Raw genomic sequence first — 21,277 nt, 5'->3', positions numbered from 1 at the left:
AAAGAAGAAGGTAGGAGTTATTGCAATTAAATAATTTATAGATAATTTAAATTATTTCACTTAATTAATTGTAAAACAATTAATTGATTATATGAAGTTGGCTAAAAGTAATTGATAATTTTACTTTTTTAGTTTTTTCAAATCTAATTTCAACTCTCCTTTGATAAATTTGAATTGGATACTATTTAATTTTTCTAATAAAGAATTGATATTTTTAATGCTTTCTTTTTTACCTAAATATTTAGGCCCTAATCTAACTTGATTATAAAAATTTTTTGATATTTTTTGATTGCCAGAATGATTACTGGATATAATAAATTCGATGATTCTGATTTTTTCTGATTGAGGACAATCTTGATTGAGGAGATAATGAGACAAAAGAATAATTTCTTGAAAAGAATACGAATGCGAAGAACTTTGATTCAAAGATTTTGTGCTGCCATATTTATCTTCAAGTAGTTTTTCATGAAATTTTGATTGTAATGGATTTGTGTTATAGTCTAAATCGATTTTTTTCCAACCTTTATTTAGTTCATAAATTAATTGGTAGTGATTTCTTGCATTTTCAAAATTTGCAACAGAAGTAAAAAAGCTTTCATATCTACTGATAAGGTATAAAAAATTGAGCTTTTCTTGGTTGTTTAATTTCTTTAAGCTTGCATCAAAATCATATTGAAAATATTTTTCTAGATGATTTTTTCCGTATTCTTTATAGCTGTTTTTGAAAAAAAGTAATCCATTTTTATATTTTTCATCATTTAATTTAATCTTTAAAGACTCAATCTCCTCATTTAAGCGTTTTTCAATTTTATTTCCTAGATTGTTAAAGCATTTTCCTTTAATTCTTTCGGTTTTCAAATAGGATATTAAGAGCTTTTCAATTCTTTTAATAGTAGAATTATACTGATATTGATATAGTTTGAAATTATTCATCGAAATTTAAATTCATTTTGTTAGCGGCTTCTATTTTTTGGCGATCCATAACTTTCCCATAAATCTGCGTGGTTGCTACATTTTTATGACCTAACATTTTAGAGACGGTGTAAATATCTGTTCCTTTAGACAATTGCAGCGTAGCGAATGTATGTCTGAAATTATGAAAAGTGATCTTTTTATTAATCCCTGATTCTTCGATCCATTCTTTTAGAGGTCGAACAATTTTTGAATATTCAAGTCCTGAGAAAACAAATTCTTCGTTATTACCTCTTTCAGGTAATAAGTTATATGCATTAGAGGGAATAAAATGGTTTTGAATATTTCCGGTCTTTTTCTCTTTAAGCCGAATATAGTGACCGAGTTTAGAATCATGCATTATGGAGTTCCACTTCAAATTTGCAATGTCTGAAAATCTTAAACCCGTCATTACCGAAAAGAATGCTATTGACTTTAAAAAAGATAATTTTGCTGGAGTTTTCCAAAGTACTTTAAGCTCATCTTCTGTGAGATATTCACGATGCGTTTCTTCCTCTTTAATATATTCCGCTTCCAAAGCTAAATTGGAAGTAAGTAATTTGTGTTTATATGCTTTCTTTAGAACGTTTATAAAATTCTTGTAATAAGAGGAAGCCGTGTTTCTAGATAGTTTTTTGGTCTCGCTTTTATTTGATTTAGTAGATAGCAGAAATGCTCGATATTCAATTATATGATAGGGGAGAAGTTGTTTACTATTTAGATTTTTTCCTATATATTTTTCCCAATAGTCTAAGGATGATTTCCAACCACTATAAGTTCCTTTTGTCCCATTATTATAATACTCCGTAACTACTGAGTTATAAAAGTTATAGAAGTTTACATCTATATCTATATGTTCCTTAAGTCCATATTCTTTATTTCTTAAATCCATTAGACGCCTAGCACGAATATGTTCTGCGAGTTGAACTTGAGTCGAATTGTGATTTCTCTCAATTTCATTTTTTGGATTTTCATGAATATACAATTTCAAGAATTCTCGACGAGTTGGTTTGCCAGTCTTGGGACTAATAATTTCTGGAAAATAATCCAAATATAAGCTAAGTCGTCCTTTAGATATCTTCTTATGTCTGAGTGTAACGTTAGCCATTTGTTATATAGATTTATGGTCAAATAGGTCAATTTCACTTCGATAAATTCTCGTATTTCTCTCTGAAAATTTTACTGCATTTAATTTACCTTCCTTGATAATCCTGTAAACAGTTGCCTTGGATAAACGAAGTAATTTTGCCACCTCATTAACTGTAAGAATTTGCTTGTCTTGAATAGTATGTAGAAGAGAAGGAGACGGGATTGGCAAAGTAGAATCTTTCTTCTCTGTTGTCAATTGCTTTAATTTTTCTTCTCTCTTTTTTGCTTTATATGCTCTATTGTTGCAAGTATGACCGCAATATTTTGTTTTCAATGTTTTTGCGACAAACTCCTTATTACAATACTCACATATTTTTTCAATTCTAATATTTGTAGACATTTAAGTGTATTTAGATGTGTTTAAGATATTTTAAGTAAATATAAGTGACGCTAAGTCTCATAATTTCTCCCGAATTTTTATCGACGTACAATATAGAAATTGAGGTACAATGGAGGTACAAAAAACACCTAAAATTTACTAAAAATTAATAATTAGTAGCTTTAGGTGTCTCTGTAAAACGCTGTAAAATAGAGGTTTTTTAAGTTTTATTAAGTAATTTTTAGTTCATTTATTTGCCGATACAGAAATTAGCAAAAATATTCCCTAGTAGATCGTCATTGGTTATTTCTCCGGTTATTTCTCCAAAATGATGTAGTGCCTGGCGGATATCGATGGCCATAAGGTCGCCGGGAAGTTCCATATTTAAACCGTCTTCAACTTTATTAATTTCTTCAAGCGCTTTTAGCAACGCGTTGTAATGGCGGCTGTTCGTTACGATGGTATTATTATTTCGAAGCGCGCCAGTATTTACGAAATTCAATAATTTATCTTTTAATTCCTCAACTCCAAGTCCAGTTTTTGCGGAAAGCAGGTAAAGATCTGGAATTCTCGACGTTAATTGTTCTGTTTGTTCTTCTGTCAATTGATCCACTTTATTGGCGATAATTACCAATGGCTTTTTCGGATATTTGTTTTTAATTTTTTCAATTTCAACCTGAATCATACTCAGCGAAGTTTCATTGCCTTGTAGCTGATCTTTAGCTACACTTCCTTCCGTAAATTCAATCTTGCTTAATCGTGATGTATCAAATAGATAAATCACCACCTGAGCTTGGCCAATTTTCTCGAATGTTTTTTTAATTCCGATGCTTTCAACAACATCTTTGGTTTCTCTTATTCCGGCGGTATCGATAAATCGAAAACCAACACCTCCTATGGCAAGTTCATCTTCGATAACATCGCGAGTGGTTCCTGCAATTTCAGAAACTATAGCACGATCCTCATTGAGCAGCGCATTTAGTAAGGTCGATTTTCCGACATTTGGTTCTCCAACAATAGCAACAGGAATTCCGTTTTTCAATACGTTTCCGGTTGCGAAAGAATCAATTAGGCGTTTTAAAACTTTCTGAATTCGGGCAACTAAATCTCTAAACTGATCGCGATTGGCAAATTCTACATCTTCTTCAGCAAAATCTAATTCCAATTCAATAAGAGAGGCGAAATTCAATAATTCTTCTCGTAAACGCTGAATTTCATTGGAGAAACCACCGCGCATTTGTTGCATCGCCATTTGGTGAGAGGCGGCGTTTTCCGAAGAAATTAAATCGGCAACCGCTTCAGCCTGGCTCAAATCCATTTTAGCATTTAGGAACGCCCGAAGTGTAAACTCACCTGCTTCCGCAGAGCGACAACCACTTCTTACCAATAACTGTATAATTTCCTGCTGAATGTAAGGAGAACCATGACAACTAATTTCTATTGTTTCTTCACCTGTATACGATTTTGGAGCTCTAAATACTGAAACTAAAACTTCATCTAAATTGCGTTGCCCATCTACAATATTGCCTAAATGCAACGTATGTGTAGGCTGGTCTTCTATTTTTTTACGGCTTTTTGCTTTAAAAAGTGGAGCAACAATAGAAATAGCTTCTGGTCCAGAAACTCTGATAATAGCAATAGCTCCAGCACCAGAAGGTGTGGCAAGCGCAACAATGGTATCGTTTAATTTCATGTTTGCAAAGATAATAAAGAAAGAGCGTATTCAAGAATTTTGCAAAAATCTGTAACATTCCTTCTCGATACTCGTCTTTTAAGTGTAGTCCTTTTTATAAAGGACTTTATTAACCATCAAATATCATCAAAAAATTATGGAAACGTACACAGCAATGAGAGAAGACAGGCAGATGTTAATGATCATGCATTTGAGTCAGTTATTAGATTTTGTTACCGGAATTGGAGGTTTTATTGTACCGCTTATTTTATGGGCAACACAAAAAGATAAAATTCATGATATGGACGAGCAAGGAAAAGATATTATGAATTTTCAGATAAGTTTATTTATTTATTCAATGATCTGTATTCCTTTAGTTTTTCTATTTGGATTAGGAATATTTCTTTTAATCGTAATAGGTATCGTTGGATTTATATTCCCAATAATAAATGCGATTAAAGCGTCTAATGGGGAGCCAGCTTTTTATCCTTTCACTATTAAAATTATCAAATAATTATATAATATCAGGCTGAAGCATCAACTTCAGTTTTAGACATCAATCAAAAACAAAACCCATTCAGTTTCCTGAATGGGTTTTAATTTTATATAATCTGATATAATTTTTTACTAGCTATTAAGCATAACCGGCATAACAAGCATGGTAATTTTTTCTCCTGGATCTAGTCCATCAACCGGAGTTAAAATTCCTGCACGGTTTGGTAAACTCATTTCTAATTGTACTTCATCTGAATTTAAGTTATTCAGCATTTCAGTAAGAAATCTAGAGTTAAAACCAATTTGCATATCGTCGCCTTCGTAACCACAAGTTAAACGTTCTTCTGCTTTGTTACTGTAATCAACATCTTCCGCAGAGATATTTAATTCAGCTCCAGCAATTTTTAAACGTACCTGGTGTGTCGTTTTATTCGAGAAAATAGAAACCCTTTTCACAGAGCTTAAAAATTGATTACGCTCAATTGTAAGTTTGTTAGGATTCTCTTTTGGGATAACTGCTTCGTAGTTTGGATATTTACCATCGATAAGACGACAAATTAACGTAGTATCATCAAAAGTAAACTTAGCGTTGCTATCATTATATTCAATAACAACTTCACTTTCGCTACCTGCCAAAATTCCTTTTAAAAGATTTAGTGGTTTCTTAGGCATAATAAATTCTGCCGTTTGCGAAGCCGTTACATCTTCACGAGAATACTTAACCAGTTTGTGCGCATCTGTAGCTACAAAAGTTAAACCATCTGTAGAGAACTGAAAGAAAACACCACTCATCACCGGGCGAAGATCATCGTTACCAGAAGCAAAAATAGTTTTGCTAATAGCTGAAGAAAGAATATCACCTTCGATAACCGTGTTGCTTGGATCTTCCAAACTTACAGGATTAGGAAATTCTTCTCCATCAGCATAGGCTAAAGCATATTTACCGTGATTAGAACTAAGTTCGATGGTGTGGTTATCCTCGGCAACAAATGTAAGTGGTTGCTCTGGGAATGTTTTTAGCGTATCTAAAAGAAGTTTAGCCGGTACTGCGATCTTTCCTTCGGATTCTGACTCTACATTTAATTTAGCAGACATGGTTGTCTCTAAATCTGAAGCAGAAACCGTTAACTCGTCATTGTTCAAATCAAAAAGGAAATTATCCAATATTGGCAAAGTGTTGTTATTATTAATAACCCCACCTAGTATCTGAAGCTGTTTCAGCAAATAACTGCTGGATACAATAAATTTCATTGGCTTTTTATTGATTTATTAGAATCACCTACAAAGATATTTTAATCCATGAAAAATAGAAGCTGCCCAAAGCAGTTTTTATTAACATTAAATTGAATTTGTTAATAACTAAGCGATTCATTTCCAGTAGGTTTTTAAAAAATGAAGCGTAATGATTGTTAATATGTTGAAATTGGAGTTTTTCTGAAGTAATTATTTCTTCCTAATATATTTCCTTCTGCGCATCCAGGTGTAGACCAAAGCAAAGATTCCTAAAATCACTAAAGGAAGCACTATGTTTAGTAGTTGCCATTTTGTACGTTCTTCAGCTGTTTTCTGAGGATCTAGAAAAGCGATAGTTACTTTCTTGGTGCGTATATCCATAAGTCCGCGGTCATCCAGCATGTAGTTTACCGTATTCAGCAAAAACTCTTTATTACCATAAGTAGTACCGGTATATTTTTCGAATCCAAGTTCTAACGGAGCGCCTTGTTGGATATCGTTTTTAATCACATCGCCGTCAGCGATCACCAGCATTTCGGTTGGTTTACTTTCATTTAAATTATGCTGAATTTCAAATGGTTTTAAACGATTATTATAAACTGAAGTAAATGAACCTTCCAGTAAAACCGCTAAAGCTTGTTCGCCGCCGTTATAAGTAGCAATATCGGGTTCTTCGCTAACCATTTCTAAACTAATTTCACGCGGAGTACCTTCAACTTTACTTCTGGGCGAGCTACTTAATAATATACTTTTATCAACAGCATTTTTAAGCGTATCGATGGGATTTGCAAAATCAAATTTAACCGCTTCGATATTATTAATTATCGGATGATTATTAGGGGAGGAGGTAAGCGGACTGTAAAACCATGGGTAAGGATTAAATCTTGTATCGTTACCGCTGCCCGTTGCCAAAATAATTGGTGCCGAATACATATCGTTTACCAGGCTAGGATTAATTCTGATGCCGTATGAAAAAAAGAAATCCCCAAGGTTCAAATCTCGGGGTAAAGCAAAAGCTGTTCCTGCGGGGTTTAAAAGACTGTCTTTTTCCATCGCTACACTTTCGGTAAGCCAAAGTGACTTTCCGCCATTCATGATGTATTGATCTAGAATATACTTTTCGTTTTCGGTAAAAGCTTCAGTAGGTTTTGCTTCAATAATAAGGTCATATTCCTTTAATTCCTGAAGTGTTTTTTGCGGATTCACAGCAGCCGAATCTAAAGTAAATGGCGCCATAAAATAATATTGCTGAAGCGTCTTTACAAAATCGGCAATATTAGCGTTGGGCAATTCACCATTACCGCGCATAACAGCAATTTTCTTTTTTCTGGGATAAATTAATTTGCTAATCGCATCGGTAAAAGCATATTCTAATTGCTGTACAGAGTTGGTTACACGTTCTTCGTCGCTGCTGCCAAGCTGATTCTTCAATAAACCAATATTCACTGATTTCTTACCAAAATTAGCCATCGCCCAGGGGAAAATAATAGTCTCGCTATTTTGTCCATTTTCCATTACGTTTACTCGGGCGGGAGACATTCCCATTTTGTAAAATTGCTGCGCTACCTGTTGTGCGTTACCACCTTCAGCTAAAGGATCAATGAAATTGAAATGAATATTGTGGTTTTCAGCAGCATATTCTTCAAGGATCTGGCGTGTTTCGCTTTGCAATCTTTTAAATTCTGAAGGGAAATCTCCTTTTAAAAATACATCGATGATAATAGGTTCTTCGATGTCTTTTATAATTTCCTCGGAAGCTTCAGAAAGTGTATAGCGTTTATCCTGTGTAAGATCTAAACGTTCAAAATACTGTGAAGCAATAAAATTTACCGCAATTAAGATGGCGATAAATAGAAGAATGGATTTGTATTTAGAAAACTGCTTCAAGATTAATTATTTCTTAGATTTTTTATTCTGAAATGGGTAAGCTTCAGAAATAATGCAATAAAACTTATAAAGTAAATGAGATCGCGGGTATCGACCACGCCACGGCTAATGCTGCGATAATGATAACTAATTCCGAAGTAATCAATTCCGTAGTCTGAATTTTCAAAAAGCTGAAATCCAGAAATTCCTTCAAATAAAAAGAAACTCAAAAAACATAGAAAAACGGCTATGATAAATGCCACAATCTGGTTGTTTGTTAAGCTTGAAGAAAATATTCCAACTGCGGTATAACAACCACCAAGAAAAATAAGCCCAAAGTAACTTCCTAGAGTGGCACCCAAATCAAAATTCCCGGAATTCTACCCAATTCGAAAATAGTGACCACATAAATAATCGAAGGTATCATCGCTAGAATCACCAATATTAAAGCACCCAGATATTTGCCCAATATTAATTTACTAATAGATAGAGGTTTGGTGAGTAAAAGCTCCATAGTACCGAGTTTTTTTTCTTCGGAAAAGCTCTTCATGGTAATAGCAGGGATCAGAAATATAAAGATCCACGGTGCCATATTAAAAAAGGGTTTAATATTGGCAAAACCGCTATCCAGAATATTATATTCTCCCGTAAAAACGAATAAAAATAAGCCGCTAACTACCAAAAATATCCCAATAACAAGATACCCGATAGGAGTGGCAAAAAAGGATTGTATTTCTTTATTTAAAATTGCTAACAATTACATGTCTTTTTGATCTGAAACCCAAAGTTTATCTACACTCCAGGCTTCTGGTTTTGCGTTGAATAAGGTTTTTGTGTTACTCCAAACCACTTTAAAAAATCCCGAATTTCGATATTTTTCTAATGCATTCTCATCTTTCCAATAACTATACGTAAAAAATTGATTGGTATTGTGCTTATCACGGTATAGTTCTAAATGGCGGCAACCTTCAAAATCTCTAATTTGTGTTTTAGTAGATTCGAAGATGCTTAGAAATTCTTCAATATTTTCGGGTTTAAAGCTCAGCTTTACGATCCTTACTAACATAAGCTTCAAATTTTATGGTGACTGTATCACGATTTTGCAATCCAAATAGGCTGGAAGCACTTCCAACGGTAAGTGGATTACTCTTGTAAATCGCAAGCTCAATATATCCGGCAGAATTAAAAACCGCAAGTTTCTTACCGTCTTCTTCGCCACGATTTTCTTTTTCTATTTTAAAATTAATGCAATCACTATAAGTTTCATAAATCTTGTTGAATGTAACCATTCTCGCACTAATGGTAAATTTTCTTCCTTTACCAATTGTCTCAAATAACTTCCTGGAAATATTTGTAATTACATTTCCGTAGTTATCAATATAAATAACATGACCAATAATCTGATTTTTATCAGAATTAATTAGTGGTTCGATCTGCTTCAGGTATCTAATCTCCTCGATGTTTTTTCCAACAACATCTAAAGTTCCGCCACGAGCAATATGACAGGCTACTTTTACAAAAACATCCAAAACAGGGAAATTACTTTCTATTTTATCGTGAATGTTTATTTCTACGATCTTTTCAGGCTTAATTTCTGAAGCTAGCAAAGATAAGATTCCATTATTGGCGCAAAGAAAATAATGATCATCCAGCAAAACGGCCAAATGCTTATTTTCTGGAGTTAATTCAGAATCAATTCCTATAATATGAATGCTTCCTTTAGGGAAGCTTCTATAGGCATTTTTAATAATGTAACTAGCTTCACTAATATGAAAAGGTGAAATAGAATGAGAAATATCAACAATTCTAACATCATCCAATTCGTTATAGATAGCTCCCTTAACCGCAGCAGCAAAGTAATCTTTCTGTCCAAAATCGGTGGTTAAAGTGATGATTGCCATATTCGATTGTTAATATTTTTTGGGTTCTGGAGGCTAAATTTTCCTTAAGTTTGTATAGGGAGCGAAGATAATTTTAATTTAAGCTTCCCACCTTAAAATTGCGCTAAAAATATAGCAGCAAATCAGTCTGCAAAAATATGGTCTGATTTATTGGAACACAAATTTAACGGTAAAGAAATTTAGCATGTAACTGCCAACTTTTAACTAAAACCAAACGCTTTTGAACGAACTTGTAATTGAACTTTCAGAGATTAGCCCAAGAGATTTTTTTGGACAACAAAATGAACATATAGAACTTTTGAAAAAATACTTTCCTAAGCTTAAAATTGTAGCCAGAGGAAGTAAAATAAAAGTTTTTGGAGATGAAGAAATGCTGGAAGAATTTGATAAGCGAATTACGATGCTTATCGATCACTTTGGGAAGTTTAATAAACTAGATGAAAATGTTATCGAGCGCGTGCTAACCAGCGAAAGTAAAGAAGATTATTCTTCTTCTAGCGAAAGCGGAGAAGTATTGGTGCACGGTGTAAGCGGTAGACTTATAAAAGCACAAACGGCAAACCAGCGAAAAATCGTTGATCTTAGTAAGAAAAACGATTTGATCTTCGCCATTGGTCCTGCCGGTACTGGGAAAACCTATACGGGTGTAGCATTAGCGGTGAAAGCCTTAAAAGAAAAGCAGGTAAAGCGAATTATACTCACACGTCCTGCAGTAGAAGCTGGGGAGAATCTAGGATTCTTGCCAGGTGATTTAAAAGAGAAATTAGATCCCTACATGCAGCCATTATATGATGGGCTACGTGATATGATTCCTGCGGAAAAATTAGAAACTTTTATCGAAAAAGGCGTTATTCAAATTGCACCATTAGCCTTTATGCGCGGAAGAACATTGGATAATGCTTTCGTGATTTTAGATGAAGCGCAGAACACGACCCATGCTCAAATGAAAATGTTCTTAACCCGAATGGGAAAAAGTGCAAAATTTATGATTACCGGAGACCCTGGGCAGATCGATTTACCAAGAAGAACAGTTTCAGGACTTAAAGAAGCTTTGCTCGTTTTAAAAGATGTTAAGGGTGTAGGAACAGTTTACTTAGATGACAAAGATGTGATTCGTCACCGATTGGTGAAAAAGATTATCGCAGCATATAAAACAATAGAACACAACGATTAATTAAGAATAAATCAACCGATTTTAAAGAGATGAGTAATACTCTAACAAAAACAGATTACAATTTTCCGGGACAAAAATCAGTATATAAAGGAAAAGTACGTGACGTTTATGCTTTTGAAGATGATAAACTGGTAATGATCGCTTCAGATCGTCTTTCAGCGTTTGATGTAGTGATGCCAAAAGGGATTCCTTTTAAAGGGCAAATCCTAAATCAGATTGCTACAAAAATGATGAACGATACTCAGGATATTGTTCCAAACTGGTTGCAAGCAACTCCAGATCCTAATGTTGCCGTTGGTGAAGCTTGCGAACCTTTTAAAGTCGAAATGGTAATTCGTGGTTATTTGTCGGGACATGCTGCACGTGAATATAAATCTGGTAAAAGAATGCTTTGCGGTGTAGCAATGCCAGAAGGGATGAAGGAGAATGATCGTTTTCCGGAACCAATTATTACTCCGGCGACCAAAGCTGAAATGGGTGATCACGACGAAGATATTTCTAAAGAAGATATTCTAAAACGCGGAATTGTTTCTGTGGAAGACTATGCAGTTTTAGAGGATTATACGCAAAAGCTTTTTCAACGTGGAACTGAAATTGCAGAAAAACGAGGCTTAATTTTAGTAGATACGAAATATGAATTCGGGAAAACTAAAAACGGAAAAATCGTTTTGATCGATGAAATCCATACTCCGGATTCTTCAAGGTATTTCTATGCAAATACTTATGAAGAACTTCAGGAAAGAGGGGAAGCTCAAAAGCAACTTTCCAAAGAATTTGTTCGCCAATGGTTAATTCAGAATGGATTTCAGGGAAAAGAAGGTCAACAAGTTCCTGTTATGAGCGATGAATATATCGAAACTGTAAGCGAGAGATATATCGAACTCTACGAAAATATAACAGGTGAGAAATTTGAGAAAGCTGAGGTTTCTAATATTGAAAAAAGAGTAGAGGAGAATGTTCTTGCTTATTTGAAATAGGTAAACCAAATACTATTAATATAGAAAAGCGCTATGATTACTACTCATATCGCTTTTTTTTATGCCTTTAATTTTGCAAAAACATAGAATTTTATAAGTAAAATCAGCAAAAAATCAATATTTTTAAGGGTAGAATAAAGAATCCTTACAACCAACTATTATTTATGAGTAATTACCATATTAAAAATCTCGAAGAATACTTTCAGGTTTATAGAAAATCGGTACGTGAACCAGAAAACTTTTGGGCTGAAATTGCTGAAGAGCATTTCACCTGGAGAAAAAAATGGGATAATGTTCTTAGCTGGGATTTTAAAAAACCAGAAGTTAAATGGTTTGAAAATGCCAAACTTAATATTACCGAAAATTGCATAGACCGTCACCTTCTAACCAGAGGAGAAAAAACGGCAATTATTTGGGAACCCAACGATAGTAGTGAAGCAGCGCAACATATTACCTACAATCAACTTCATGAAAAAGTAAATAAATTTGCTAACGTTTTAAAAAGTAAAGGAATAGAAAAAGGGGATAGGGTTTGCATCTATTTACCTATGGTTCCAGAACTTGCTTATGCTGTTTTAGCTTGCGCTAGGATTGGTGCAATTCACTCGGTTGTATTTGCAGGTTTTTCCAGTAAAGCTTTAGCGACAAGAACACTTGATGCCGATTGTAAAATGTTAATTACATCTGATGGTTCTTATAGAGGTTCTAAAACCTTGAATTTAAAGAATATTGTAGATGAAGCTTTAGAAGATTGTCCAGATGTAAAATCTGTATTAGTAGTAAAGCGTACGGGCGAAGAGATTAATATGAAAGATGGTCGCGATGAGTGGCTACAACCTCTTATGGATAAAGCTTCATCGGAATGCGCACCTGAAATTGTAGATGCTGAAGATCCTTTATTTATTTTATACACATCTGGATCTACCGGAAGGCCTAAAGGAATGTTGCATACCACCGCAGGTTATATGGTTTATACGGCATTTACATTTAAGAATATTTTTAATTATACTGAAGGAGATGTGTACTGGTGTACCGCCGATATTGGCTGGATTACCGGGCATTCTTATATAGTTTACGGCCCATTAGCAAATGGAGCTACCACGGTAATGTTTGAAGGTGTGCCGTCGTATCCAGATCATGGTCGATTTTGGGAAATTGTAGAGAAACATAAAGTCACCCAATTTTATACGGCACCAACAGCGATTAGAGCTTTGGCAAAACGCAATATCGAATTTGTAGAAAATCACGACCTTTCTTCGCTAAAAGTTTTAGGATCGGTGGGTGAGCCAATTAATGAGGAAGCATGGCACTGGTTTAATGATAATATTGGTAAAAATCAAAGTCCGATTGTAGATACCTGGTGGCAAACCGAAACTGGTGGAATTATGATTTCTCCAATGCCTTATGTTACACCAACCAAACCAACTTATGCTACTTTACCAATGCCGGGTATTCAGCCAAGTTTGATGGATGACGATGGTAACGAAATTAAAGGAAATCAAGTTAGCGGACGATTATGCGTAAAATTCCCATGGCCTTCGATTGCAAGAACAGTTTGGGGCGATCATGAACGTTATAAGGATACCTACTTTTCGACTTTTGAAGGAAAATATTTTACGGGAGATGGTGCCTTAAGAGATGAGGTAGGATATTATAGAATTACAGGTAGAACAGACGATGTAATAATTGTTTCGGGTCATAATTTAGGAACCGCACCAATAGAAGATGCAATTAACGAGCATCCGGCGGTTGCAGAAAGTGCGGTTGTAGGTTTCCCTCACGATGTTAAAGGGAATGCATTATACGCTTTTGTGATCTTAAAGGAATCTGGTGAAAGTCGTAAGCGTGATAATTTAAGAAAAGAGATTAATCAACAGATATCAGAAAAAGTTGGGCCTATTGCAAAACCAGATAAGATTCAGTTTGTAGAAGGCTTGCCTAAAACCAGAAGTGGTAAAATTATGCGTCGTATTTTACGTAAAATCGCCTCGAATGATACTTCAGATTTAGGAGATACTTCAACGTTATTAAATCCAGAGGTGGTAGAAGCTATTATCGCAGAAGCGATGTAGATCTATTTCAGAAAAATATATGATTTTTTTAAGTCCGGATGTAAAAGTCCGGACTTACATTTTTAGGAGTTCTTTCAATTTTTTTCGTTTCAACCTTCCTAATATTTTTAGAAAAGCTATTGCAGTAATAAATGCATCACCAATTGCGGTATGCCGATCTTTTAGATCGATATTATAAGCAAGCGCAATTTCATCCAAACTATAATTTTTGTGCTGATCTATAAAGTTGGAAATGATTCTCGTCTTTCGGTATAAAACGCCTGTATCGAGTACTCTGTTTTTTAACTTCGGAAGTTGATTTCTCTTCAGTGCAGCATTAAGCATATTCACATCAAATCCCGCATGATGCGCAACTAAAACTGAATTCCCTAAATACTTGAGCAATAACTGAAGTGCTTTTTCTTCAGTAAAAGTATCAAAACGCTCGTGTTTTATGAGTCCGTGAATTTCTACCGTATCAGGATTAAAGGCCTCTTGTTTCAAATAAACTTCAAAACTATTGGATACTAGCAATTTATTATTGTGAACTTTTACGCAGCCAATACTTAATATTCGATCTTTTTCTTGATCGAATCCTGTTGTTTCAGTATCTAAAACAACAAAAGTGGTGTCAGTAATAAGCTGTTCTTTTTGATCTATGTTGAATTTAGCTGAATATTTCTGCCAGAATTCCGGTAGATCAGATTCATCTTTTTTAAACCAGTTTATCATTGTAGCACGACTGAAGTTTCAAATCTAACCTTAATTAATTCCTGAACAGCTTTTATCGATTTAAAAGCACGTTTTAATTTCATTCGATCTTCTTTGCTCAATTTCGAAAGATCAATAAAACGCCCACTATCTCGATTCTGTAATCCCTGTTTGGTTCTAAATTTCAGTAAAGCTTTCGATGCGTAAGCACAGCCTTCGAAAAGTTCTTTGTTTTTAGGTTCTATTTGGGCTAAACGTTCAAAGCGCTCTGCTGTATTACTAAGATTCTTGATTTTATAGGATAAAATTAAAAGTCTGGCAGCTTCAGTTAAAGGTTGCAATCCACGTTTTTTAATGTCAAAAAAGTCTTTCTTCTCGCCATCCTGCTCTACCAGAAATTGTCTAAAAAATCCGAGTGGCGAAGGATTCCGTAGCGCATTGGCACCCATTACAGTAAGAAATTTGCGGTTTCCTTCAATCAAACTTAGAATATGATCTGAAAGTTGATTGGCTAAATTAATATCACCAAAAGTAATATCGTAGTCAAAAAAGATATTAGAAAGTAAGATCTCATCTGGCCCCGGTTCTTTGATCCATTTAGAAACCTGTGCTTTCCATTCACTTAAACTTAAACACCATCTTGGAGTTTTAGCCATCATATCTGCAGGACAATATTCGTAACCAACAATCATTAATCTCTTGTTGACTTTGGTAGCAAGCTGTAAAAAATATTGTCTTGTTTCTTCTAATTTTCCTTCAGGTGGATCGGCAAATATAATTGCATTATCCTGGTCGGTTTGCAGTAACTGCTCTTTACGCCCTTGGCTACCCATGCTTAACCAGGCAAAATTTACCGGCGGTTCTTGCAAAAGTTTAACAACACATCTGGAAATAACCCTTTTAATAGTAGCATCATTAAGCTCAAAGATCAATTTTGAAATATGGGTTAACGGAATATTGTTTTCAATATAACCACTTAACAGAAGATTAATTTTATTTCTAATTTTTTTTAATTCCTTGGTACTTCTAGAACGCTGAATCGCTTTCATTAATACCGAAGGACTGTTACCCTGAGATACCATAATATCATGTTCAGATAAAATTCCTATCATTCGGGTGTTTGGAGTTCCATCTTCGGTGATGCAAATGTGATTGATGTTATGCTTCATCATCGTAATCTGGGCCTGCGCAATGGTTACACTTTTAGGATAGCAGATTACCGGGGAGCTCATAATTTTTTCAACAGTGGTATCGATAGAAATTTGTCCCGTAGCGATGGTATCCCTGAAATCTTCATCAGTTAGAATTCCCACCGGAAGATCATCTTCCGTAGTAACTATAACCGAACCAATTTTGCGTTTACTCATCAATTGAGCAGCACTTCTAATAGTGGTTTGCGGAGAGGTGGTAACGATCTTTCGAATAACAGGCGCAGGTTGCAATTCAAATAGCGGACCAGCGTTAAGAGGTTCGATGACATCGTTACCTGAAAATAGTTTTCCTTTATCTTCTCTGGCGTATGGATTTCGCGTATTGGTAGCGAAACTTTGGATCAAGAAATGACCTACCTTTTTATTAGATTCACTAAGAGGTTTAAAAATATCTATAGGAATCCCATATACAATACTTTCCTCCTCAGCGATGGCGTTCATGATATAGTTTTCTTCAGCAAATAATGGTCTTAGACCAAAAATATCGCCTTCGTCACAAGTGTCTAAAGTTTCGTATTGATTATTCTTAAATTTTTGTAACTGGATAGCACCTTTATGAACAATATAAAATTGTGAATGTCCTTTCTCATTTTCGTGAAATACAATATTGCCTTTGTCTATATAAAGTACTTCAGATTCCTGAGAGATAGCAAGAAGTTCTTCAATATTTAAAAATATAAAAGGAGGAAAGTCTTTTAAAAAATCAGCAATTCGATGCGCAATGGAATTTTTCATTCGTCTTATTTAAACCGAATGTCCAATTTAATTTAAAAAAGTTAATTACACACTTATTTCATAATCTTCAATAAGCTTTAGCATTACTTTTTCAGTTTCTGATAAGGTGCTGTAATTCTTCGAATCATCGTTCTTTATTTTTTTAAAATAAGGAACTATGCTGCCATCTTCATAAGATTCTACAATTTTGGGATGCACATAATAGCTTCTACAAACAGCTCTTGTATTGCCCAGTCCACTTGCGGCGGCATCAAAAGATGTTAAGATAGTTTTTTTATTTTCCTTTTCATCTTCTATATATCCCAATTCATGCACGGTTTCGAAAAAGATTTTGGAAGCCGACCAAGTTCTAAAATCTTTGGCTGAAAATAAATCACTTGTAACCTCATGAATGTAATCGTTGATCATTCCGCTATCGATGGTATGCTTTTCGTTATTTTCATCGATAAATTTAAAGAGTTCCCAACCCGGTATTTCTTCACACTGATTTATTAAATTTATAAGTTTAGGATTTTCTACGCTTATAGAATGCTCTTTACCTTTCTTGCCTACAAATTCGAATTTAACTTCATCATCATAAGTTTTTAGATGCTTGGTTCTGAAAGTGGAAAGACCATAAGTTTTGTTTTTCTGAGCGTAATAATCGTTACCAATCCTGATGTGTGTTTCTTCCATCAATCGAATAATAAGAGCGAGTACTTTTTGCTTACACATTCCAGAAAGCTCAAGATCCTGATTAACTTTTTTTCTAATTTTGGGTAATTTTTTACCAAAAGCGATCATTTTAAAAAACTTAGACTCATTTTTTATCTTAGACCACATCGGATGGTAAATATATTGCTTACGATTTTTTTCATCTCTTCCAACTGCCTGTAAATGGCCATTGTCAAATTTTGAGATTTTTACGCTAGTCCATGCTGGTGGTATTACCAGATCTTTAATCCTTTTTAAATTATTTTTGTCTTTTATTCTTTCATTATCCTTTAGGTAAGAAAATCCTCTTCCTGCTTTTTTTCTAGAAATTGATAGGTGATGTTCAGAAACGTAAATCAGATTTGCCATTTTGGCTGCTTCTTTTGGTTCCTCTAGAATTACATTGATGTCCTCACCAGAAAGTGTCATATTCTTTTTTTTGTAAATATAATAGAGCAAGAGATGTACGATTAATAAATAATTGTGAAACCATACTTAAGGAAAATAAAAAAGCTCCCTAAAAAGGAGCTTTTCAATAATTTCTGAAACAATTATTACTAGATTTTATTCAAAATAGCTAAAAGTTTCACCGTCTTTTATTTTTAAAATACTCTCGTAAATTAATTTTATTACGTTTTCAACATCTCCTCTATGTACCATTTCTACCGTAGTATGCATATATCGAAGTGGTAAACTTATTAATGCTGAAGGAACACCTCCATTGCTATAAGCGAAAGCATCGGTATCTGTTCCGGTTAATCGGGAAGATGCATTTCGCTGAAATGGGATCTTTTTTTCTTCAGCAGTTTCAATCAATAATTCTCGAAGATTATTTTGAACGGCAGGAGCGTAGGTGATTACAGGTCCATCACCAATTTTAGACAATCCATTGGACTTTTTATCGATCATGGGAGTTGTAGTATCATGCGTTACATCAGTAACAATAGCTACGTTTGGTTTTATTCGTTGGGTGATCATTTCAGCACCTCTTAAACCAATTTCTTCTTGTACAGAATTTGTAATGTAAAGACCAAATGGCAATTTCTTACCGTTTTCTTTTAGAAGCTTAGCTACATGCGCAACCATAAATCCACCGATTCTATTATCAAGTGCACGGCAAACAAATTTATTTTCGTTCAGAATAAAAAATTCATCAGGATACGTGATTACACAGCCAACATGTACGCCAAGTTGTTCCACTTCTTCTTTAGTGGTACACCCCACGTCAATACAGATATTCGATAATTTTGGTGACTGTTCTTTATCTTTATTTCTGGTATGTATTGCCGGCCATCCAAAAACTCCTTTTACAATTCCTTTTTTAGTATGAATGTTTACTCGTTTGGAAGCTGCAATTTGGTGATCACTACCGCCATTTCTAATTACATATATAAAACCTTCATCACTAATATAATTTACATACCAAGAAATTTCATCAGCATGTCCTTCTATAACAACTTTAAATTCAGCTTCAGGATTAATAACACCAACAGCGGTTCCGTAGGTGTCGGTTATAAATTCATCTACGTAAGGTTTAAGATAGTCCATCCAAAGTTTTTGTCCTTCAGACTCGTAACCAGTCGGTGCTGCATTATTTAAATACTTCTCTAAGAAATCTATGGATTCTTTATCTAAAATACTGTCTTTGCTCATATTTATTTGTGATTTGTAGCGAATTTAATAAGAATAAAATTGAACACAATTGGATAATGTTTAATTTTGGAATGATTTTGGATATTTTTCTTTTGATTTATGCTGAATAACGCGCAGGTGAAAACACATTTATTATTTCTTATTTGCTTGATATCTATAATAGAAGTTAGAGCACAAGACGATACTATACAAGATTCTGAAGAAGAGGATAAAAAGTATATGATTATCGCCGGCGATTCTATAGTTCGGGAAAGTATAGATTTAGATGAAGTGTTGATTCTTAAACGACTTCATTTTAAAAATAATACCGATAGAAGAAGATACCTTATATTAAGAAGGAAGACTAGAAAGGTTTATCCTTATGCGAAATTAGCAGCAGAACGTCTTACCGCTCTCAACGATAGGCTAGAAAGTATCAAGTCAAAAAGAGATCGAAAAAAGTATACTAAAATCGTCCAAAATTATATAGAAGATCAATTTGCGGAGGAGTTGAAAAAAATGACGCATACCGAAGGGCAAATTTTGGTAAAACTCATCCATCGACAAACTGGAATTACTACTTTCGAATTAATCAAGGAGCTGAAAAGTGGATGGAGAGCTTTTTGGTATAACACAACGGCTAGTCTATTCGAAATTTCGCTAAAAGAAGAATATGACCCTATTAATAATGAAGAAGATTATATTATAGAGGACATTTTACAAAGATCTTTCCAGAGAAATGTCCTAGAACCGCAAGGCTCGGCACTAGATTTTGACTTTCTAGAGCTTACTGATAAATGGGATGTACTTTAGTTCTAATCAAATTTTTTTGGAGGTAAGTTTTTTTTGTCTATCTTAGTTGTTTTCAACACTATTTAAATCAGCGTTTTATAAATTATTTTTCCAGATCGATAAAAAAATCGATTTGAAAGTTTGTTTTGTGCGAAAAAAGGGGCGTATATTTGCACCCGCTTAGCGCCGGAATGATTGGCTGTAAAGGTGGGAGTTCATTGATAAATACGGAAGAAGGGATCGAAAAAAAAACTTAAAAAAAGTTTTGGTGGTTAAAGAAAAAGGGTTGTATATTTGCAGCCGCTTTGACAGCGATGTTCTTTGTAAGTAGCGTTTAAAATTAAGAAAAAATATTTTTATTTTTTACTTGTGAGTTTTAAAAAGAGTTGTACATTTGCAGCCGCTTTAAGAAAAACTTAAAACGCTCTTAAAATACTGATTAACTAGGAAATACCGCTTGGGGTTGTATTAAGGTTCGAGTCCTTTATTTCTATCGAAGGGATTTTTATCCCGGACTTTTAAATGAGTTCATTGACATATTGAATTGACAAACGACATTACTTGAAATTACTTTATTGTAATTTTAAGAAATGGAAGTGTAGAATTAAGAATTAAGACTAGAAAGTCGTCTTTTGAGCTTTAAACTTCTTATTTATATAAGAACGCAAACTTACGATTTGATTGTTACAAAATAATGAAACAACGATGAAGAGTTTGATCCTGGCTCAGGATGAACGCTAGCGGCAGGCTTAACACATGCAAGTCGAGGGGTAACAGAAGAAAGCTTGCTTTTTTGCTGACGACCGGCGCACGGGTGCGTAACGCGTATACAATCTACCTCTTACTGAGGGATAGCCCATGGAAACGTGGATTAATACCTCATAGTATTATTGATCGGCATCGATTAGTGATTAAAGGTTACGGTAAGAGATGAGTATGCGTCCTATTAGCTAGATGGTAAGGTAACGGCTTACCATGGCAACGATAGGTAGGGGTCCTGAGAGGGAGATCCCCCACACTGGTACTGAGACACGGACCAGACTCCTACGGGAGGCAGCAGTGAGGAATATTGGACAATGGGCGAGAGCCTGATCCAGCCATGCCGCGTGCAGGAAGACTGCCCTATGGGTTGTAAACTGCTTTTACAGAGGAAGAAACCCCTTTACGTGTAAAGGGCTGACGGTACTCTGCGAATAAGGATCGGCTAACTCCGTGCCAGCAGCCGCGGTAATACGGAGGATCCAAGCGTTATCCGGAATCATTGGGTTTAAAGGGTCCGTAGGCGGATTTATAAGTCAGTGGTGAAAGTCTTCCGCTTAACGGGAGAACTGCCATTGATACTGTAGATCTTGAATTATTATGAAGTGGTTAGAATGTGTAGTGTAGCGGTGAAATGCATAGATATTACACAGAATACCGATTGCGAAGGCAGATCACTAATAATATATTGACGCTGATGGACGAAAGCGTAGGTAGCGAACAGGATTAGATACCCTGGTAGTCTACGCCGTAAACGATGGTTACTAGCTGTCCGGCCTAATTGAGGGCTGGGTGGTTAAGCGAAAGTGATAAGTAACCCACCTGGGGAGTACGTTCGCAAGAATGAAACTCAAAGGAATTGACGGGGGCCCGCACAAGCGGTGGAGCATGTGGTTTAATTCGATGATACGCGAGGAACCTTACCAGGGCTTAAATGCAGTCTGACAGGGATGGAA

General features: G+C 34.8%; 17 protein-coding genes, 1 rRNA gene and 1 pseudogene (1 of these 19 running past the window's edge). 6 read left to right on the top strand and 13 right to left on the bottom strand.

Features of this window, described 5'->3' with window-relative positions; all coding sequences use genetic code 11:
• Window positions 1-120: 120 nt before the first annotated feature.
• The 4 genes from QWY91_RS07075 to mnmE form a co-directional block, all read right to left on the bottom strand.
• Complete coding sequence (locus QWY91_RS07075; RefSeq protein ID WP_290233035.1) at window positions 121-858, bottom strand: hypothetical protein; 738 nt, start codon at window positions 856-858, stop codon at window positions 121-123.
• 67 nt (window positions 859-925) lie between these two features.
• Entirely contained in the window at window positions 926-2,059 is a 1,134-nt protein-coding gene (locus QWY91_RS07070; protein ID WP_290233033.1) for a tyrosine-type recombinase/integrase, read from the bottom strand.
• A gap of 3 nt (window positions 2,060-2,062) precedes the next feature.
• Window positions 2,063-2,440, bottom strand: a complete 378-nt coding sequence (locus QWY91_RS07065) for a helix-turn-helix transcriptional regulator (RefSeq protein ID WP_290233029.1) — start codon at window positions 2,438-2,440, stop codon at window positions 2,063-2,065.
• A gap of 229 nt (window positions 2,441-2,669) precedes the next feature.
• Window positions 2,670-4,112: a tRNA uridine-5-carboxymethylaminomethyl(34) synthesis GTPase MnmE gene (mnmE, locus tag QWY91_RS07060; RefSeq protein ID WP_290233026.1), complete on the bottom strand. Its 1,443-nt coding sequence runs from the start codon at window positions 4,110-4,112 to the stop codon at window positions 2,670-2,672.
• 136 nt (window positions 4,113-4,248) lie between these two features.
• Between mnmE and QWY91_RS07055 the strand changes: the two genes are divergently transcribed.
• Entirely contained in the window at window positions 4,249-4,605 is a 357-nt protein-coding gene (locus tag QWY91_RS07055; protein ID WP_290233023.1) for a DUF4870 domain-containing protein, read from the top strand.
• Between the two features lie 113 nt (window positions 4,606-4,718).
• On the opposite strand, the gene dnaN is transcribed toward QWY91_RS07055, so the two are convergent.
• The 5 genes and pseudogenes from dnaN to QWY91_RS07030 all read right to left on the bottom strand — a co-directional run bounded on the left by dnaN (window position 4,719) and on the right by QWY91_RS07030 (window position 9,586).
• Window positions 4,719-5,837, bottom strand: coding sequence for a DNA polymerase III subunit beta (gene dnaN, locus QWY91_RS07050; RefSeq protein WP_290233021.1), 1,119 nt, complete (start codon window positions 5,835-5,837; stop codon window positions 4,719-4,721).
• Window positions 5,838-6,029: 192 nt separating this feature from the next.
• On the bottom strand, window positions 6,030-7,706 hold the full coding sequence (gene gldG, locus QWY91_RS07045) for a gliding motility-associated ABC transporter substrate-binding protein GldG (protein WP_290233018.1): 1,677 nt from the start codon (window positions 7,704-7,706) through the stop codon (window positions 6,030-6,032).
• Window positions 7,707-7,708: 2 nt separating this feature from the next.
• Window positions 7,709-8,442, bottom strand: a pseudogene (gldF, locus tag QWY91_RS07040) (gliding motility-associated ABC transporter permease subunit GldF).
• Window positions 8,443-8,751, bottom strand: a complete 309-nt coding sequence (locus QWY91_RS07035) for a putative quinol monooxygenase (protein WP_290233014.1) — start codon at window positions 8,749-8,751, stop codon at window positions 8,443-8,445.
• Window positions 8,720-9,586: an SAM hydrolase/SAM-dependent halogenase family protein gene (locus QWY91_RS07030; RefSeq protein WP_290233012.1), complete on the bottom strand. Its 867-nt coding sequence runs from the start codon at window positions 9,584-9,586 to the stop codon at window positions 8,720-8,722. Before QWY91_RS07030 ends, QWY91_RS07035 begins: the two co-directional genes overlap by 32 nt.
• A 220-nt stretch (window positions 9,587-9,806) precedes the next feature.
• Between QWY91_RS07030 and QWY91_RS07025 the strand changes: the two genes are divergently transcribed.
• The 3 genes from QWY91_RS07025 to acs all read left to right on the top strand — a co-directional run bounded on the left by QWY91_RS07025 (window position 9,807) and on the right by acs (window position 13,809).
• The gene (locus QWY91_RS07025; protein WP_290233010.1) at window positions 9,807-10,760 is read left to right on the top strand and encodes a PhoH family protein; all 954 of its coding nucleotides are present in this window, start codon (window positions 9,807-9,809) and stop codon (window positions 10,758-10,760) included.
• 29 nt (window positions 10,761-10,789) lie between these two features.
• Window positions 10,790-11,737 carry a phosphoribosylaminoimidazolesuccinocarboxamide synthase gene (locus QWY91_RS07020; protein WP_290233008.1) on the top strand — a complete coding sequence of 316 codons (948 nt, stop codon included), beginning with the start codon at window positions 10,790-10,792 and terminating at the stop codon, window positions 11,735-11,737.
• A 164-nt stretch (window positions 11,738-11,901) separates the two neighbouring features.
• Window positions 11,902-13,809, top strand: coding sequence for an acetate--CoA ligase (gene acs / locus QWY91_RS07015; protein ID WP_290233005.1), 1,908 nt, complete (start codon window positions 11,902-11,904; stop codon window positions 13,807-13,809).
• 54 nt (window positions 13,810-13,863) lie between these two features.
• Here acs and QWY91_RS07010 read toward each other — a convergent pair whose 3' ends face one another.
• The 4 genes from QWY91_RS07010 to QWY91_RS06995 all read right to left on the bottom strand — a co-directional run bounded on the left by QWY91_RS07010 (window position 13,864) and on the right by QWY91_RS06995 (window position 18,791).
• Window positions 13,864-14,520, bottom strand: a complete 657-nt coding sequence (locus QWY91_RS07010; RefSeq protein ID WP_290233003.1) for a 3'-5' exonuclease — start codon at window positions 14,518-14,520, stop codon at window positions 13,864-13,866.
• Complete coding sequence (locus QWY91_RS07005; RefSeq protein WP_290233001.1) at window positions 14,517-16,445, bottom strand: DUF294 nucleotidyltransferase-like domain-containing protein; 1,929 nt, start codon at window positions 16,443-16,445, stop codon at window positions 14,517-14,519. Before QWY91_RS07005 ends, QWY91_RS07010 begins: the two co-directional genes overlap by 4 nt.
• A 45-nt stretch (window positions 16,446-16,490) precedes the next feature.
• A complete protein-coding gene (locus tag QWY91_RS07000; protein ID WP_290232999.1) occupies window positions 16,491-17,567 on the bottom strand; it encodes a DNA topoisomerase IB in 1,077 nt (358 codons plus the stop codon).
• Between the two features lie 135 nt (window positions 17,568-17,702).
• Window positions 17,703-18,791: a M42 family metallopeptidase gene (locus QWY91_RS06995; RefSeq protein ID WP_290232997.1), complete on the bottom strand. Its 1,089-nt coding sequence runs from the start codon at window positions 18,789-18,791 to the stop codon at window positions 17,703-17,705.
• A gap of 117 nt (window positions 18,792-18,908) precedes the next feature.
• On the opposite strand from QWY91_RS06995, the gene QWY91_RS06990 reads away from it, so the two are divergent.
• The gene (locus QWY91_RS06990; protein ID WP_290232996.1) at window positions 18,909-19,583 is read left to right on the top strand and encodes a DUF4294 domain-containing protein; all 675 of its coding nucleotides are present in this window, start codon (window positions 18,909-18,911) and stop codon (window positions 19,581-19,583) included.
• Between the two features lie 681 nt (window positions 19,584-20,264).
• Window positions 20,265-21,277 (top strand): 16S ribosomal RNA (locus QWY91_RS06985); it runs 515 nt beyond the window's last position.

It is taken from the genome of Zunongwangia endophytica (genome assembly GCF_030409505.1).
Lineage (GTDB): Bacteria > Bacteroidota > Bacteroidia > Flavobacteriales > Flavobacteriaceae > Zunongwangia > Zunongwangia endophytica.
This window is presented reverse-complemented; position numbering and strand designations above follow the sequence as displayed.

Excerpts from the sequence above, each read along its gene's own strand:
- QWY91_RS07070 (WP_290233033.1), bottom strand. The coding sequence starts at position 2,059 with ATGGCTAACGTTACACTCAGACATAAGAAGATATCTAAAGGACGACTT.
- QWY91_RS07065 (WP_290233029.1), bottom strand. The coding sequence starts at position 2,440 with ATGTCTACAAATATTAGAATTGAAAAAATATGTGAGTATTGTAATAAG.
- mnmE (WP_290233026.1), bottom strand. The coding sequence starts at position 4,112 with ATGAAATTAAACGATACCATTGTTGCGCTTGCCACACCTTCTGGTGCT.
- QWY91_RS07055 (WP_290233023.1), top strand. The coding sequence starts at position 4,249 with ATGGAAACGTACACAGCAATGAGAGAAGACAGGCAGATGTTAATGATC.
- dnaN (WP_290233021.1), bottom strand. The coding sequence starts at position 5,837 with ATGAAATTTATTGTATCCAGCAGTTATTTGCTGAAACAGCTTCAGATA.
- QWY91_RS07035 (WP_290233014.1), bottom strand. The coding sequence starts at position 8,751 with ATGTTAGTAAGGATCGTAAAGCTGAGCTTTAAACCCGAAAATATTGAA.
- QWY91_RS07030 (WP_290233012.1), bottom strand. The coding sequence starts at position 9,586 with ATGGCAATCATCACTTTAACCACCGATTTTGGACAGAAAGATTACTTT.
- QWY91_RS07020 (WP_290233008.1), top strand. The coding sequence starts at position 10,790 with ATGAGTAATACTCTAACAAAAACAGATTACAATTTTCCGGGACAAAAA.
- acs (WP_290233005.1), top strand. The coding sequence starts at position 11,902 with ATGAGTAATTACCATATTAAAAATCTCGAAGAATACTTTCAGGTTTAT.
- QWY91_RS07010 (WP_290233003.1), bottom strand. The coding sequence starts at position 14,520 with ATGATAAACTGGTTTAAAAAAGATGAATCTGATCTACCGGAATTCTGG.
- QWY91_RS07005 (WP_290233001.1), bottom strand. The coding sequence starts at position 16,445 with ATGAAAAATTCCATTGCGCATCGAATTGCTGATTTTTTAAAAGACTTT.
- QWY91_RS07000 (WP_290232999.1), bottom strand. The coding sequence starts at position 17,567 with ATGACACTTTCTGGTGAGGACATCAATGTAATTCTAGAGGAACCAAAA.
- QWY91_RS06995 (WP_290232997.1), bottom strand. The coding sequence starts at position 18,791 with ATGAGCAAAGACAGTATTTTAGATAAAGAATCCATAGATTTCTTAGAG.